This is a genomic window from Paracoccus alcaliphilus, assembly GCF_028553725.1.
In the GTDB taxonomy this organism is placed as follows: domain Bacteria; phylum Pseudomonadota; class Alphaproteobacteria; order Rhodobacterales; family Rhodobacteraceae; genus Paracoccus; species Paracoccus alcaliphilus.
Genome location: NZ_CP067124.1, coordinates 2524783 through 2540257 on the forward strand (window position 1 = coordinate 2524783; position 15475 = coordinate 2540257).

14 protein-coding genes are annotated in these 15475 nt (G+C 66.7%); 6 read left to right on the top strand and 8 right to left on the bottom strand.

Annotation, left to right across the window (positions count from 1 at the left end):
• Positions 1 to 141: 141 nt before the first annotated feature.
• Positions 142 to 327, bottom strand: coding sequence for a hypothetical protein (locus tag JHW40_RS13075; RefSeq protein ID WP_090616709.1), 186 nt, complete (start codon positions 325 to 327; stop codon positions 142 to 144).
• A 68-nt stretch (positions 328 to 395) separates the two neighbouring features.
• Between JHW40_RS13075 and JHW40_RS13080 the strand changes: the two genes are divergently transcribed.
• Positions 396 to 866: a type II toxin-antitoxin system RatA family toxin gene (locus tag JHW40_RS13080; protein ID WP_090616675.1), complete on the top strand. Its 471-nt coding sequence runs from the start codon at positions 396 to 398 to the stop codon at positions 864 to 866.
• A 99-nt stretch (positions 867 to 965) separates the two neighbouring features.
• On the opposite strand, the gene metK is transcribed toward JHW40_RS13080, so the two are convergent.
• From metK to JHW40_RS13095, 3 genes are all read right to left on the bottom strand, one after another.
• Entirely contained in the window at positions 966 to 2144 is a 1179-nt protein-coding gene (gene metK / locus JHW40_RS13085) for a methionine adenosyltransferase (RefSeq protein ID WP_090616676.1), read from the bottom strand.
• A 4-nt stretch (positions 2145 to 2148) separates the two neighbouring features.
• On the bottom strand, positions 2149 to 3540 hold the full coding sequence (gene ahcY / locus JHW40_RS13090; protein ID WP_244519334.1) for an adenosylhomocysteinase: 1392 nt from the start codon (positions 3538 to 3540) through the stop codon (positions 2149 to 2151).
• Positions 3541 to 3988: 448 nt separating this feature from the next.
• Complete coding sequence (locus JHW40_RS13095) at positions 3989 to 4627, bottom strand: TetR/AcrR family transcriptional regulator (protein WP_090616680.1); 639 nt, start codon at positions 4625 to 4627, stop codon at positions 3989 to 3991.
• Between the two features lie 44 nt (positions 4628 to 4671).
• Here JHW40_RS13095 and JHW40_RS13100 point away from each other — a divergent pair, with 44 nt between their 5' ends.
• Entirely contained in the window at positions 4672 to 4998 is a 327-nt protein-coding gene (locus JHW40_RS13100) for a hypothetical protein (RefSeq protein WP_139208246.1), read from the top strand.
• A gap of 56 nt (positions 4999 to 5054) precedes the next feature.
• Here JHW40_RS13100 and typA read toward each other — a convergent pair whose 3' ends face one another.
• The 4 genes from typA to JHW40_RS13120 form a co-directional block, all read right to left on the bottom strand.
• On the bottom strand, positions 5055 to 6875 hold the full coding sequence (typA, locus tag JHW40_RS13105; RefSeq protein ID WP_090616682.1) for a translational GTPase TypA: 1821 nt from the start codon (positions 6873 to 6875) through the stop codon (positions 5055 to 5057).
• A gap of 204 nt (positions 6876 to 7079) precedes the next feature.
• On the bottom strand, positions 7080 to 7250 hold the full coding sequence (locus JHW40_RS13110) for a hypothetical protein (RefSeq protein ID WP_272848987.1): 171 nt from the start codon (positions 7248 to 7250) through the stop codon (positions 7080 to 7082).
• 35 nt (positions 7251 to 7285) lie between these two features.
• Entirely contained in the window at positions 7286 to 8041 is a 756-nt protein-coding gene (locus tag JHW40_RS13115; RefSeq protein WP_090616684.1) for a hydroxypyruvate isomerase family protein, read from the bottom strand.
• A gap of 7 nt (positions 8042 to 8048) precedes the next feature.
• Positions 8049 to 8573, bottom strand: a complete 525-nt coding sequence (locus tag JHW40_RS13120; protein ID WP_170851932.1) for a DUF1285 domain-containing protein — start codon at positions 8571 to 8573, stop codon at positions 8049 to 8051.
• A gap of 86 nt (positions 8574 to 8659) precedes the next feature.
• Here JHW40_RS13120 and JHW40_RS13125 point away from each other — a divergent pair, with 86 nt between their 5' ends.
• The 4 genes from JHW40_RS13125 to JHW40_RS13140 are packed head-to-tail and all read left to right on the top strand — an operon-like array spanning position 8660 to position 15456.
• Positions 8660 to 9667, top strand: a complete 1008-nt coding sequence (locus JHW40_RS13125; RefSeq protein ID WP_090616688.1) for an AAA family ATPase — start codon at positions 8660 to 8662, stop codon at positions 9665 to 9667.
• Between the two features lie 10 nt (positions 9668 to 9677).
• Entirely contained in the window at positions 9678 to 10562 is an 885-nt protein-coding gene (locus tag JHW40_RS13130; protein WP_244519335.1) for a DUF58 domain-containing protein, read from the top strand.
• On the top strand, positions 10562 to 13321 hold the full coding sequence (locus JHW40_RS13135) for a DUF4159 domain-containing protein (protein WP_090616690.1): 2760 nt from the start codon (positions 10562 to 10564) through the stop codon (positions 13319 to 13321). Before JHW40_RS13130 ends, JHW40_RS13135 begins: the two co-directional genes overlap by 1 nt.
• A complete protein-coding gene (locus JHW40_RS13140; protein WP_170851933.1) occupies positions 13318 to 15456 on the top strand; it encodes a hypothetical protein in 2139 nt (712 codons plus the stop codon). The genes JHW40_RS13135 and JHW40_RS13140 overlap by 4 nt, the downstream gene beginning before the upstream one ends.
• Positions 15457 to 15475: the final 19 nt, after the last annotated feature.

Here is a 15475-nt window from a genome sequence, read left to right on the forward strand (position 1 = left end):
GAACAAGGAGAGATCAGGATGCTGGAATTGCTGGCAGCAGGTGCGATGATCGGGCTGGGGCTTCTGGCCGCCGCCGGAGCCGTACGTCCCGCACCCACCCCCGCCCGGGTCAGGGCCGGATCGCGTCGCTGAGCGGCGCGATCAGCGCGGCAACCTGGGCGCGCGGCCATGTTCCAGCTGCGCCCATTCGGGCCACAGACCCATTTTTTCGATGGCGAAGATAAGGATGGCTGCGGCAATGATCGCCAGCACCAGCTTGACCATCCGGGCGCTTGGCGGGTTTCTTGCCCATTTCGTGGCGCGAAGCAGCCAGATCAGGTTGTTCATCGCGCGCTTCCCCGCTAATTGACGCGGCATATCGAAAGACATTCCGCGTCGAACTTCAAGAGTCTGCCTTGCCGCATCACCAGGACAGCCGCGACCTTCCCTATACCGCCCACCAGATGTTCGATCTGGTCGCCGATATCGAAGACTATCCGAAATTCCTGCCCTGGAACAGCGCCGCCCGCATCCGCGCGCGGCGCCCGCTGCCAGACGGGGCCGAGGAAATCGCCGCCGATCTGGTCATCAGCTTCAAGGTCTTCCGCGAACGGTTCGGCAGCCGCGTGGTGCTGTGGCCCGCCGATCCCGACACCGGCATGCTGCGAATCGACACCGAATATCTCGACGGCCCCTTCCGCTACATGCGCAGCGGCTGGACCTTCACCGACCGGGTCGAGGGCGGCTGCCACATCGAATTCTTCGTCGATTTCGAATTCCGCAACGCGATCCTGCAAAAGCTGATCGGCGTCGTGTTCCACGAGGCCATGTCGCGCATCGTCCGCGCCTTCGAGGACCGCGCCAGACAGCTTTACGGCCCCGCCTGATCCAGGCCCCAGCTGATTGTGGGCCCGCCCCTCGCACTCCTTGAAAATACCTCGGGGGGGCAGGGGGGCAGCGCCCCCCTTTTAATCACCCCATTCCGATCAGCTCAGCGCGGCTTTCAGCGCCTCGGCCCGATCGATCCTTTCCCAGCTGAATGCCGTCGCTCCGGCCAGCGCATAGGGATCGCGCCCGAAATGGCCATAAGTCGCGGTCGGGCGATAGATCGGATGCAGCAGGTCCAGATCGCGGATGATCGCGAAGGGCCGCAGATCGAACACCTCGCGCACCGCGCCGACGATGCGCTCATGCGCCACCGTCTCGGTTCCGAAGGTATTGAGGCTGATCGATGTCGGCTGCGCCTCGCCGATGGCATAGCTGATCTGGATCTCGCAGCGGCTGGCCAGCCCCGCGGCGACGATGTTCTTGGCCACCCAACGCCCGGCATAGGCGGCCGAGCGGTCCACCTTGCTCGGGTCTTTGCCCGAAAACGCTCCGCCGCCGTGACGCGCCATGCCGCCATAGCTGTCCACGATGATCTTGCGCCCGGTCAGCCCGCAATCGCCCACCGGCCCGCCGATGACGAATTTTCCCGTGGGGTTGATGAAATATTTCGTCGCCTCCGTCAGCCATTCGGTGGGCAGCACCGGCTTGATGATCTCTTCGATCACCGCCTCGCGCAGGTCGGCCAGAGAGATGTCGGGATTGTGCTGCGTGGACAGCACCACCGTGTCGATGCCTTCGGGGCGGCCATCCTCTGCATAGCGCAGGGTCACCTGCGATTTCGCATCCGGGCGCAGCCATGACAACGTGCCGTCGCGGCGCACGCGTGCCTGACGCTCGACCAGACGATGCGCATAGGTGATCGGCGCGGGCATCAGTACGTCGGTCTCGTCGCTGGCATAGCCGAACATCAGCCCCTGATCGCCCGCGCCCTGTTCCTCAAGGCTTTCGCGATCGACGCCCTGATTGATCTCGGGCGACTGCTTGCCGATGATGTTGATGACCGAACAGGTCGCGCCGTCGAAGCCCACATCGGACGAGGTATAGCCGATATCGTTGATGACGCTGCGCACGATGGATTCCAGATCGACCCATGCGCTGGTCGTGATCTCGCCCGAGATGATCGCCACCCCGGTCTTGACCATGGTTTCGCAGGCGACGCGGGCGCGCGGATCCTCGGCCAGAATGGCGTCGAGGATCGCGTCCGAAATCTGGTCGGCGATCTTGTCGGGATGGCCCTCGGACACGGATTCCGAGGTGAACAGCGAATATTCGGTCATGGGATCAATACCGGTAATGGTCGGATTTGAAGGGGCCTTCGGGCGTCACGCCGATATAATCGGCCTGCTCGCGCGACAGTTGTGTCAGCTTTACCCCGATCTTGTCCAGATGCAGGCGCGCGACCTTTTCATCCAGCGCCTTGGGCAGGATATAGACGCCGGGCGCGTAGTCGTCGCCCTTGGTCCACAGCTCGATCTGCGCCAGCACCTGATTGGTGAAGCTGGCCGACATCACGAAACTGGGGTGGCCGGTGGCATTGCCAAGGTTCAGCAGGCGGCCCTGGCTCAGCAGGATGATGCGGTTGCCCGAGGGCATCTCGATCATGTCCACCTGATCCTTGACGTTGGTCCATTTGTGGTTCTTCAGCGCGGCGACCTGAATTTCATTGTCGAAATGGCCGATATTGCCGACGATGGCCATGTCCTTCATCTCGCGCATATGCTCGATGCGGATCACGTCGCGGTTGCCGGTGGTGGTGACGAAGATATCGGCCGAGGCGACGACATCCTCCAGCAGCACCACCTCGAACCCGTCCATCGCGGCTTGCAGGGCGCAGATCGGATCGACCTCGGTCACCTTGACGCGCGCGCCGGCACCTTGCAGCGACGCCGCGCAGCCCTTGCCCACATCGCCATAGCCGCAGACCACGGCGACCTTGCCCGCCATCATCACATCGGTCGCCCGGCGGATGCCATCGACCAGCGATTCCTTGCAGCCGTATTTGTTGTCGAATTTCGACTTGGTGACGCTGTCGTTCACGTTGATTGCCGGGAAGGGCAGCAGCGCCTTCTTGTGCAGATCATACAGGCGATGCACGCCGGTGGTGGTTTCCTCGGACACGCCCTTGATCGCATCGCGCTGACGGGTGAACCAGCCGGGGCTTTCCGCCAGCCGCTTGCGGATCTGGGCAAACAGCGCCTCTTCTTCTTCGCTGGTCGGCACGTCGATCAGGCCGGTCTCACCGGCCTCGACCCGCGCGCCCAGCAGCACATACATGGTCGCGTCGCCGCCGTCGTCCAGGATCATGTTCGCCGCGCCATCCGCGAACTGGAAGATCCGGTCGGTATAGGACCAGTATTCCGCCAGCGTCTCGCCCTTGATCGCGAAAACCGGCACGCCGGTCGCGGCAATCGCCGCCGCCGCGTGGTCCTGCGTGGAATAGATGTTGCACGACGCCCACCGCACATCCGCGCCAAGCGCCACCAGCGTCTCGATCAGCACCGCCGTCTGCACCGTCATATGCAGGCTGCCCGCGATCCGCGCGCCCTTCAGCGGCTTGGCCTCGCCATATTCGTCGCGAAGCGCCATGAGGCCCGGCATCTCGGTCTCGGCGATATCCAGTTCCTTGCGGCCAAATCCGGCAAGGCTGATGTCCTTGATGATATAGTCGGTCACGACGCCTGTCTCTTTTTCTGTCTGTGTTCGCCGACAGGAGATAGCGCAACCGGCCCCGGACAGGAAGGCCCGATACCGGAAGGGCGGGACGGGCCAAGTCGGCTGCGGCAGAACCCCAGATCTGCCGCAGCCCGGAAAGAGACAGTTGCTGCCCTTTCCGTGACGTCAGCGGTCGCGCCGCCGATCCCGACCCGCCGTTCACAGCCCGCCGCAATGCGCAACGGGGAATGGTTCTGGCGGGCAACAGAACGAAACCCGAGCAAGGATGATTTTGCGCCCTTACCCGAGGGAAGGCAAAGGGAATAAACGACAAATCGACCGCGAGTCACGACAATATCACAACCCGGCATGGTTGCAGCGTGACGAGCGTCCCGGTTCCGGGTGGTTTCGCAATCGGCAGGGCCAGACGCCGCCCTGCCGTGATTCGCCGGGCCGGTCGATCCTTCGGCTACCGGGCCGGGTCGCGCGGCATCGAGCCCCGCGCGGTGCGCAGCACATAATCATGCAGCGCCTGTCGCGCGGCCTCCATCGGGGGGATCTCGGGATACCATTCGGCCATCCGCCCGTCCACGACCATCCGCGCCAGCCCATAGGCAAAGCTGCGCCCCGAGATCACCATCAGCGCGATATTCTCATCCGCCGCCAGACGCCCGCTGTCGCGCGCCCGTTCCAGCATCTTGAACATCAGATCCCGCATCGCATCGTGATAGCGTTTCAGGCGCGGACTGCCGACCAGCTGGACCAGTTGCCCGCCCGAGATCAGGCGGAAATAGGGCTCATTCGTCACCGCCCAGTCGATATAGGCCTCGCCCAGAGCCCCGAACTGGGCCATGGAATCATCGGGATCGACCTTGACGACCGCCCGGATGCAGGCGTCGTTCAGCCACAGCAGGGCGCACTCTGCGGCTGCCTCGTAAACTTCGCGGCTGTCGGCGAACAGCGCCCGGGCCTGCTGTTCCTCGACCCCGGCCTCTTGCGCGATCTCGTCCAGTTCGGGAACGCGGATGGCGGGATGATGCAGCAGGCGCATCGCTGCATCAAGAAGCCGGTTATGTTCGCTGCTTCCGTCCGGTTTCTGATGATACATTATCGTTTCCCCGTGCAGGGTCTGAGGTGCTGGCAGGACCGGGCATGGATGCCGCGCGACCGCGCAGGCGTCACGTCCATGCAAACCCGGATAAGCTGGCGGAAACCGTCAAGCAGATGCAGTACAACCACAACCCGAGAAAAATTCAATCCGCAAGCCATAAGGTTGAACGATTTTCGGCGGATGCGGGTTCCGGCGCGGTATGTCAGGAAAAAACCGATCAGGGCTGGCCGCGCGGGGGCGGCTGGCTTTGCTGTATCGTCATACTGCCCGGCTGGTTCCGGGCGGCTCAGGGGTGGATGCTCCACCGGGACGAATCCGACATTCCGACAGCTCCATCAAGGGCCGCAGATTGGTCTGCAGCCCGATGATATCGCAAACAGGGTCGTCGTGACAGTCAGCTTTTTGGGCAGGTAAGCCCGGGCGGTCAGCCTTCGGCGCGGGCCTGCCGCTTGCGTTCATGCGGGTCAAGAAACCGCTTGCGCAACCGGATGTTCCTGGGCGTCACCTCGACCAACTCGTCGTCGTTGACATAGGCGATGGCCTCTTCCAGCGACATCCGCACCGGCGGCGTCAGGCGCACGGCCTCGTCAGTGCCCGAGGCGCGGACGTTGGTCAGCTTCTTGCCCTTCAGCGGGTTCACTTCCAGATCGTTGTCGCGGGAATGTTCGCCGATAATCATGCCCTGATACAGCTGTTCCTGCGCGCCGATGAACATCTTGCCCCGGTCTTCCAGGTTCCACAGCGCATAGGCGACGGAAACGCCGTCCTCCATGGAAATCAGCACGCCCTGACGGCGGCCCTGAATGGCGCCCTTGAAGGGCACCCAGCCATGGAAGATCCGGTTCAGCACGCCATTGCCGCGCGTGTCGGTCATGAATTCGCCGTGATAGCCGATCAGCCCGCGCGACGGCACATGCGCGACGATCCGGGTCTTGCCGGCACCTGCGGGGCGCATGTCCACCATCTCGCCCTTGCGGTCGCCGGTCAGCTTTTCGATCACCACGCCGGTATAGTCGTCATCCACATCGATGATGACCTCTTCGACCGGTTCCAGCCGTTCGCCGTCCTGTTCCTGATAGATCACCCGGGGACGAGAGATCGACAGCTCGAACCCTTCGCGGCGCATGTTCTCGATCAGCACGCCCATCTGCAATTCGCCGCGACCCGAGACCACGAAAGCCTCGCCGCCCGGGGTATCCTCGACCTTGATGGCGACGTTCGATTCGGCCTCTTTCATCAGGCGTTCGCGGATGACGCGGGACTGCACCTTCTTGCCGTCCTGACCGGCCAGAGGGCTGTCATTGATGCCGAAGGTCACGCTGATGGTGGGCGGATCGATGGGTTGCGAGGGCAGGGCGCTGTCCACCTCGGGGGCGCAGATCGTGTCGGCCACGGTGGCCTTGGCCATGCCCGCCAGCGTGACGATATCGCCTGCCTCGCCCAGATCGATGGGTTGCTGGTTCAGCCCGCGAAAGGCCAGAACCTTGCTGACGCGGAACTGTTCGACCCGGTCGCCTTCGCGCGACAGGGCCTTGACGGTATCGCCCGCCTTGACGCGGCCCGCCTCGATCCGGCCGCTCAGCAGGCGGCCAAGGAAGTTGTCGGCGCCAAGCGTGACCGCCAGCATCTGGAACGGCTCGTCCTGACGTGCGATCTGCTTGGGCTGCTGCACATGTTTCAGGATCAGGTCGAACAGCGCCGTCATGTCCTTGCGCGGACCGTCCAGCGCCTCGTCCGCCCAGCCGCCGATGCCCGAGGCATAGAGATGCGGGAAATCCAGCTGTTCGTCATTCGCGCCAAGATTGGCGAACAGATCGAACACGTCGTTCAGCGCGTCGTCGGGTTCGGCGGCGGGCTTGTCCACCTTGTTCAGGATGACGATCGGGCGCAGCCCAAGCGCCAAGGCCTTGGCCAGCACGAATTTCGTTTGCGGCATCGGACCTTCGGCGGCATCGACCAGCAGGCAGACGCCATCGACCATCGACAGGATGCGTTCGACCTCGCCGCCGAAATCGGCGTGGCCGGGCGTATCGACGATATTGATCCGCGTGCCCTTCCATTCGACCGAGGTGGCCTTGGCCAGAATGGTGATGCCGCGCTCTCGCTCGATATCGTTGCTGTCCATGACCCGCTCGGCCACGGCCTGATTTTCGCGGAAAGAGCCCGACTGTCTCAGCAGCTGGTCCACAAGCGTCGTCTTGCCGTGGTCCACGTGGGCGATGATGGCGATATTGCGGATGTCCATAGGGGCCTTCTTGAGCGTTTCGCGGCTGCCCTAACGCGGCAAGCCCGAAATGACCAGTTAAAAACGCCGAAAACAACGACCGGGCGACCTGCCGTTCACCTCGCCGTCATATGTGCCCGCTTATTTCGCAACCGGCCCGTCAGGGGTGCGGGCCGCCGCGCCTGTCGGGGACGGGCGCGGTGGCGGCATAAGGTGTTTTGCCCCTCAGCGCAGGCCGAGGAAGGACAGGATGAACAGGACGATGACCACCAGGCCGACAATATAAATGATCGAATTCATGACACTCTCCTCGGTTATTACGGTGACGGGCCGTTTCGCCCGTCGCTTGTCAGTGCAACGAATCCCGCTTGCGCCCGGTTCCTTGGCTGCCTGCATTTCGCGACATGCAGCCGCCGCCGTCAATGGGGCAATCACCTGCGCGGCAGCCAGTCCAGCCCATCCTCGGTATGGTTTTCGGGTTCATATTCGGCGCTGATCCAGCCGCGATAGCCGCTGGCCTCGACCAGCGCGAAGAACGCCGGATAGTCGATCACGCCGCAGCCCGGCTCGTGCCGGCCCGGGCAGCCCGCGATCTGGATATGACGCACCTGAGCGGCCACCCGCTGCCATGTCGCCGCGACATCCCCGGTGATCATCTGCGCGTGATAGGCGTCGAATTGCAGGCCCAGATTGGCGGCGCCGACCTCGGCGATGATCTCGACAGCCTGATCGAAGTCATTGAGGAAATAGCCGGGCATGTCGGTCGGGTTCAGCGGCTCTATCGTCAGGCTGGCATGGGGCGCGCGTTCGGTGGCCCAACGCAGGTTCTCGACAAAGACACGGTGCGCCTCGACGCCCTGTGCCGTGCCCGCCATCACATGGATATGCGTCGCGCGCAACGCCTGCGCGAAACGCAGCGCGCGGTCGAAATCGCTGCGGAAGCGTTCTTGCTGGTCTGGCTGGGCGGCAAAGCCGCGCGGGCCGCCTGCCCAGTTCGGCGGCGGGCAGTTCAGCAGCACCATCTCGACCCCGGCGGCGATTGCGCCACGGGCCAGTTCCTTGGCGGCGATGTCATAGGGAAACAGGATCTCGACCCCGGTGAACCCGGCATGGGCGGCGGCGGCGAAACGGTCCTGCATCGGCAGTTCCGTGAACAGCATGGTCAGATTGGCGGCGAAACGCGGCATCGAAACCTCAGGATTCCAGTGCGAAGAACTGTCCGGCGGAATGCAGGCCGATCCGGCCCTCGGGGCCTTCATTCGCCGCCGCCGCCAGACGATAGAAGGTCTTGCGGTCGATCAGCGCCTCCAGCCCCGCGCGCACCATCACATAGGGGCGCGGCTGCACCCCGTTGCCGCGCATGATGATCGGGTGATCGGCATCCGCCGTCACCTGATCGCCGACATTGGTGGTGAATGTGACGCGGTCGCGGGAAATATCGGCATCCACGGCCAGAAACGGCGCGTCCACGACGCGGATGCCGACCTTCTCGGCCGGGGTGACCAGAAAGTAACGGTCGCCCTCGCGTTTGAGGATGGTCGAGAACAGCCGCACCATCGCGGGCCGTCCGATGGGCGTGCCCTCGTAAAACCAGCTGCCATCGGCGCGGATTTCCATGTCCAGATCGCCGCAGAAGGGCGGGTTCCACAGATGCACAGGCGGCAATCCGCCATCCTTTGCCGCCGTGGCTGCGGCGGCGGCAATGCCTTCCGCTCTCATGTTTTTGTCAGAGTTACTGGCCATTGGTTGTGGTCGCCCGTCAAATGGTTGCCTATGCTGGTCTAGAGCAGCAGAAGGGCATTGTCATGGCTTCGGATGAAATTCTGGTTCAGCAGGTGACCGAGCTTGGCCAGAAGCTGGGCGCGGCGCGCGCCAGCATCGAGCAGCGTTTCGTCGGTCAGCATGGCGTAGTAGAGCAGGTACTGGCCGCGATTCTGTCGGGGGGGCATGCGTTGCTGGTCGGCCAGCCCGGGCTGGGCAAGACGATGCTGGTCGATACGCTGGCCACGGTGATGGGGCTGGACAGCCAGCGCATCCAGTTCACGCCTGATCTGATGCCCGCCGATATCCTTGGCTCCGAGGTGCTGGACGTGCTGGCCGATGGCAGCCGTGCCTTCCGTTTCATCGAAGGTCCGGTCTTTACCCGGCTGCTGATGGCTGATGAGATCAACCGCGCCAGCCCCCGCACGCAATCGGCGCTGCTTCAGGCGATGCAGGAACGCGAGGTGACCATCGGCGGCCAGCATCGCCCGCTGGACCGGCCCTTCCATGTGCTGGCGACCCAGAACCCGATCGAGCAGGAGGGCACCTATCCGCTGCCCGAGGCGCAGTTGGACCGGTTCCTGTTGCAGATCGACGTCGATTATCCCGACCGCGACACCGAACGCGACATCCTGCTGGCCACCACCGGGGTCGAAGAAGGCGCGGCCCATGCGGTCTTTAGCCCCGACGCGCTGATTGCCGCGCAGCGGCTGATCCGCCAGATGCCGGTGGGCGAGGCGGTGGTCGAATCGATCCTCGATCTGGTCCGCGCCTGCCGTCCCGGCGCCGACGAGGCCGCGGGCTTTGTCGCCGATACGCTGGTCTGGGGGCCGGGGCCGCGCGCGGCGCAGGCGCTGATGCTGGTCACGCGGGCGCGTGCGGCGCTGGATGGCCGTTTCGCACCGACGCTGGACGATGTCGAGGCGATGGCCGCGCCGGTGCTGCGTCACCGCATGGCGCTGTCCTTCGCCGCCCGCGCAAGGGGCGAAACCGTCGATGGGGTGATCCTGCGCATCCTTGGCGAACGGCTCGGCAACCGCCGCGCCGCGTGAGGTCTGCCATTTGCCGCTGAATACCGTGCCTTTGACACCTGCCGAACTGCAAGCGCGCGCCAATGCGGCCAGCGCCCATCTGCCCGGCCTGATCCTGTCGGCCGAACGGCTGGCGGCGATGGTCGCGCCGGGCGCGCATGGGCTGCGCCGCGCCGGTCCGGGCGAGGATTTCTGGCAATATCGCCCCGCCACGCAGGGCGATACCGCGCGGGCCATCGACTGGCGCCGCTCGGGCCGGTCGGATGCGCAATTCGTCCGCGACCGAGAGGCGCAGACGGCGCAATCCGTCGCGATCTGGGTATCGAACGGGCAGGGGATGCAGTTCACCGGCGGCGCGGATCGTCCGACCAAGGCCGCGCGGGCGCGGCTGCTGGCGCTGGCGCTGGCCATGGTGCTGCTGCGCGGTGGCGAAAAGGTGGGGTTGCTGGGGCAGCCGCTGCGCTCGGGACGGATGCAGGCCGGGCGTCTGGCCGAGGCGCTGCTGACCATGACCGCCGGCGCGGGCGACGACGACCAGCCCGATGCCGACACGCTGCGCCCGGGTCAGCGGCTGGTGCTGATCGGCGATTTCCTTGAACGTCCCGACTGGCTGCCCGGGGTGCTGTCACGGGCCAGCGCGATGGGCGCGCGGGGGGCGATGCTGCAACTGCTGGACCCGGACGAGGAGGCGTTTCCCTATCAGGGGGCGGTGGTGTTCCGCTCGGTCTCCGGGGCGTTCAGCCATGACAGCCGCGATGCCGGGGGGCTGCGCGACGCCTATCGCCAGCGGCTGGCCGAACGGCGCGACTGGCTGGCGGCACAGGCAACGGGGGCGGGCTGGCATTTCGGCCATCACCGCACCGATCATGCGCCCGCCGTCGTGCTGGAATGGCTGTATCAGGTGCTGGGGGACTGATGCTGATACTGGGTCCCCTTGGCTTCATCGCGCCCTGGGTGCTGACGGCGCTGATCGCGCTGCCGGTGCTGTGGCTGATCCTGCGCGCCATGCCGCCCAGCCCGCGGCTGATCGCCTTTCCGGGCGTGGCGCTGTTGCGGGGGCTGGTGGACCGCCAGCCGGTGGCGCGGCGCACGCCGTGGTGGCTGCTGTTGTTGCGGCTGGCGGCGGTTGCGGCGCTGATCCTGGCCTTTGCCGGGCCGGTCTGGAAACCCGCGCCGCAGGACGATGCCGATGGGCCGCTGCTGGTGGTGATGGATGCGGGCTGGGCCGCCGCCCCCGACTGGCCCGCCCGTCAGGCCCGCGCCGAACGCGCCCTGACCGAGGCCGCCGCCGCAGGCCGCCCGACCGCGCTGCTGCTGGCCGATGGGCGCCATCAGGGGCCGCTGGCCTTCCAGCCCGCCGACAGCCTGCTGGCGGGCCTGCGCGCCGCGCAGCCGGTGGCATGGACCACTGAGCTGCCCGAGGATCCGGCCACTGCGCTGGCCGATCTGCCATCCGGGCGCTTTTCGGCCCTGTGGATCGCCGACGGGCTGGACAATCCGCATCGTCAGGTCTGGGTGCGTGCCTTGACCGAGGCCGGCAGCCTGACCGTTCTGCCCCCGGCATCGCCCATCCGCGCCCTTGCGCTGGAGGGCGGCGAATCGCCCGCCTTGCGCCTGACCTCCAGCGACGAGGCCGCGCCGGTGGTGCTGGCCATCGGCCCCGACCCGCAAGGCACCCCGCGAGAGCTGGCCCGCCTGCAACCGGGCGCGGCGCAGATAACGCGCGGTGTCGCCACCCGGCCCGTCGCCATCGACCTGCCGCCCGAATTGCGCAACCGCATCACCCGTTTCCAGATCGAGGCCGCCGCCCATGCCGGTGCCGTGGTGCTGGCCGACGACCGGGTGCGGCGGCACAAGGTCGGGCTGGTCGGTGCCGCCGACCGTCAGGCCGAGGGGCAGCAACTGCTGTCGCCGCTGCATTACCTGCGCCGGGCGCTGGCCCCGTCCGCCGATCTGGTCGAGGGGGGGCTGGGCGATGTGCTGGACACCGCCCCCGATGTCATTGTGCTGGCCGATCAGGTCGATCTGGCCGAGGTGGATGAACTGACCGGATGGGTCGAGGATGGCGGGCTGCTGATCCGCTTTGCCGGGCCGCGCATGGGCGCCTATGACGCATTGGCGGACGAACCGCTGTTGCCGGTGCGGCTGCGTCAGGGCGGGCGCGATATCGGCGGCGCGCTCAGCTGGGGCGATCCGCGTGCCCTGCGCGATTTCGACGGCGACGGCATTTTCGCCGGGCTGTCCACCCCCGACGACGTGACGGTGCGCGCGCAGCTGATGCCGCAACCCTCGCCCGATCTCAGCGAACGGATCATCGCCGCGCTCAGTGACAACACGCCTTTGGTCACGCAGGCGCGGATGGGGCAGGGGCAACTGGTGCTGTTCCATGTCACCGCCAATGCCGAATGGTCGAACCTGCCGATCTCGGGCCTGTTCGTGCAGATGCTGGACCGGTTGATCGCCACTGCCCGCACCACCCCGGTCGAGGCGCAGGCCGAGGATCGCGAACATCCGTTCTGGGTGCCCGAAACCCTGCTGGACGGCTTTGGCCGCGACCAGCCCGCCGAGGGGCTGGCCCCGGTCCCGGCCGAGGCGCTGGCCGATGGTCCTGGCCCCGACCACCCCGCCGGGATCTATGCCGCGGGCGAACGGCGCATGGCGTTGAACGCGGGCGGCGGGTTCGAGCTGGCGACATGGCCCGGTGCGCAGCTTGAAAACCGGGCCGAGGCGGCGGGCCGCGATCTCAAGGGGTTGCTGCTGGCGGCGGCGGCGCTGCTGATGGCGCTGGACGCGCTGGGTTCGGCGGCGCTGATGCGGGGCAGGCGGCTGGCTGCGGCGCTGCTGGTGGTGATGATGGCGCTGCCCTCGCCCCCCGTCCATGCGCAAGAGGCGGACGAGCAAGGCGCGCTGAACCCCGAACTGGTCCGCGCGGCGGATGAGGTCGCGCTGGCCTATGTCGTGACCGGCGACGAGCGGGTGGACGAGGCGTCGCGGCAAGGGTTGCGCGGGCTGTCGATGGTGCTGCGTCAGCGCACCTCGGTCGAACCCGGAGAGCCGGTGGCGATCGACGTGAATCAGGACGAGTTGTCGGTGCTGACGATGCTGTACTGGCCGGTGACCGACAATCAGGTGCTGCCCTCGCCGCAGGCCTATCTGCGGCTGAACCACTATCTGCGCTCGGGCGGGATGATCCTGTTCGACACCCGCGACGGCGACATCGCCGGGCTTGGCGGCCCGGATATGAGCGAATCGCTGCGCAATCTGGCCGCGCCGCTGGAAATTCCGCCGCTGGCCCCGGTCCCCGACGATCACGTCCTGACGCGCACCTTCTATCTGCTGGCCGATTTTCCGGGCCGCTGGCAGGGGCAGTCGGTCTGGGTCGAGGCGCCGATCTCGTCCGAGGCGGTGGCCAGCGGTTTCCGCCATCTGAATGACGGCGTCAGCCCGGTGGTGATCGGCGCGAACTCATGGACCGAAGCATGGGCGATGGATGATGACGGCTCTTACGCCTTTCCCATCGGGCGCGGCTGGGAGGGAGAGCAGCAGCGAGAGATGGCCTATCGTTTCGGCGTCAATCTGGTGATGTATGTGCTGACCGGCAACTACAAATCCGATCAGGTCCATGTGCCCGCCCTGCTGGACCGGCTGCGCGTGGAAGAGGAGCTGGCCCCGTGAATTTCTCTGCCACAGCCCTGCGTTTCGATCCGGCCCTGCCGTGGTGGGCGATTGCCGCGCTGGCCGTGCTGGCGCTGCTGGTGGCTGGTTTCGCGCTGTGGCGGGGATTGCGCGGCTGGGCGTGGCGCGGGCTGGCAGGGCTGGCCGCCGCGCTGGCGCTGGCCGGACCGGCGCTGGAGATGGGCAGCCGCGCGGGCCTTAGCGATATCGTGATCCTGCTGGATGACCGTTCCGCCAGCCAGTCCCTGCCGGGTCGCAGCGCGCAGACCGACGCCGCGCTGCAATCGCTGGAAACGCAGATCGGCGCGCTGCCCGATACCGAATTGCGCCGCGTCACGGTGGGCGATGACGATGACGGCACGTTGCTGGGCGCGGCGATCAGCCGGGCCATCGCCGCCGAACCCGCCGCGCGGCTGGCCGGGGTGATCGCGCTGACCGATGGGCGGTTGCACGATCAGGCGATGCTGCCTGCGGGCGCCCCCGCGCCCGTGCATGTGCTGCTGAGCGGTCAGCCCGAGGACTGGGATAGGCGTCTGGTGATAGAGGAAGCCCCGGCCTTCGGCATGATCGACCAGGAGGTGACGATCCGTCTGCGCGTCGAGGATCAGGGCGCAGTCCCGGCTGATGTCGAGGGCCAGCCCGCCACCCTGCGCATCAGCATCGATGGCGAGGACGAGCAGGTCTTTTCCGTTCCGCCCGGCGTCTCGGTCCAGATGCCGCTGCGGCTGACCCATGCCGGGCAGAACACGGTCCAGATCGGTTTCGACGCGCCCGACAGCGACACCGTTGAGTTGACCGACCGCAACAACGCCGCCGCCATCGCGATCAACGGCGTCCGCGACCGGCTGCGGGTGCTGCTGGTCTCGGGCGAGCCCCACGCGGGCGAGCGTACATGGCGCAACCTGCTGAAATCCGACGCGGCGGTGGACCTGATCCATTTCACCATCCTGCGCCCGCCCGACAAATCCGACGGCGTGCCGGTGGATGAACTGGCGCTGATCGCCTTCCCGACCCGAGAACTGTTCCTTGAGCGGATCGACGATTTCGACCTGATCATCTTTGACCGCTACAGCGTGCAGGGCATTCTGCCGCCCGATTATTACATGAACATCCTGCGCTATGTGCAGCAGGGGGGCGCGCTGCTGATCGCGGCGGGGCCGGAATTCGCCAGTGTCGAAAGCCTCAGCCTGTCGCCTCTGGGCGCGATCCTGCCCGCGCGGCCAACGGGGCGGGTGATCGATCAGCCTTTCCGCCCGGTGCTGTCGGATGACGGTCAGCGCCACCCGGTGACCTCGGGCCTGCCCGGCGCGCCGTCCGAGGAAAACGAGGGCTGGGGCCGCTGGCTGCGCATGGTCGAGGTGACGCCGGATGCCGATGCGCAGGTGGTGATGACCGGGGTGGACGACCGGCCCTTGCTGGTGATGGACCGCGAGGGCGAGGGGCGCGTGGCGCTCTTGGCCTCGGATCAGGTCTGGCTGTGGGGGCGCGGCTTCGAGGGCGGCGGCCCGCAACTGGAACTGCTGCGCCGCATCGCGCATTGGTCGATGAAGGAACCCGAACTGGAAGAGGAAACCCTGCTGGCCGATATCTCGCACGGGTTGCAACTGCACCTGACGCGCCGGACGATGCAGTCCACTGCCGGGCCGGTGCAGATCACCTTGCCCGATGGTTCGGTGCAGGAGGTGCCGCTGACCGAGGACGGGCCGGGCCGCTTCACCGCCGACTGGACCGCGCCCGAGCCGGGTCTTTATCAGTTGCGCGATGGCGATCTGCGGCGGGTTCTGGCGCTGGGGCCCTCGGCCCCGCGAGAGTTCGAGCAGACCGTCGCCAGTGGCGATCAGCTGGCGCCACTGGCCGAGGCCACCGGGGGCGCGGTGATGTCGCTGTCGGACGGCATCCCCGATCTGCGCAGCGTGCCCGAAGGCAGGCGGGCGCATGGCCGCGGCGTCGCCGGTGACTGGATCGCGATCACCGCCCGCGATGCGGCCACCGTGACCGGGCTGGAACGCCGGCCGCTGCTGCCCGGCTGGGTCTGGCTGGCACTGATCGCCGGGCTGATCCTTGCGGGCTGGCTGGCCGAGGGGCGACGCGGTGGCGGTCGCTCGCCCATGACCGAAGGGGCGGGCGCGGCCTGAGGTCGTCCTGCTTGCCAAC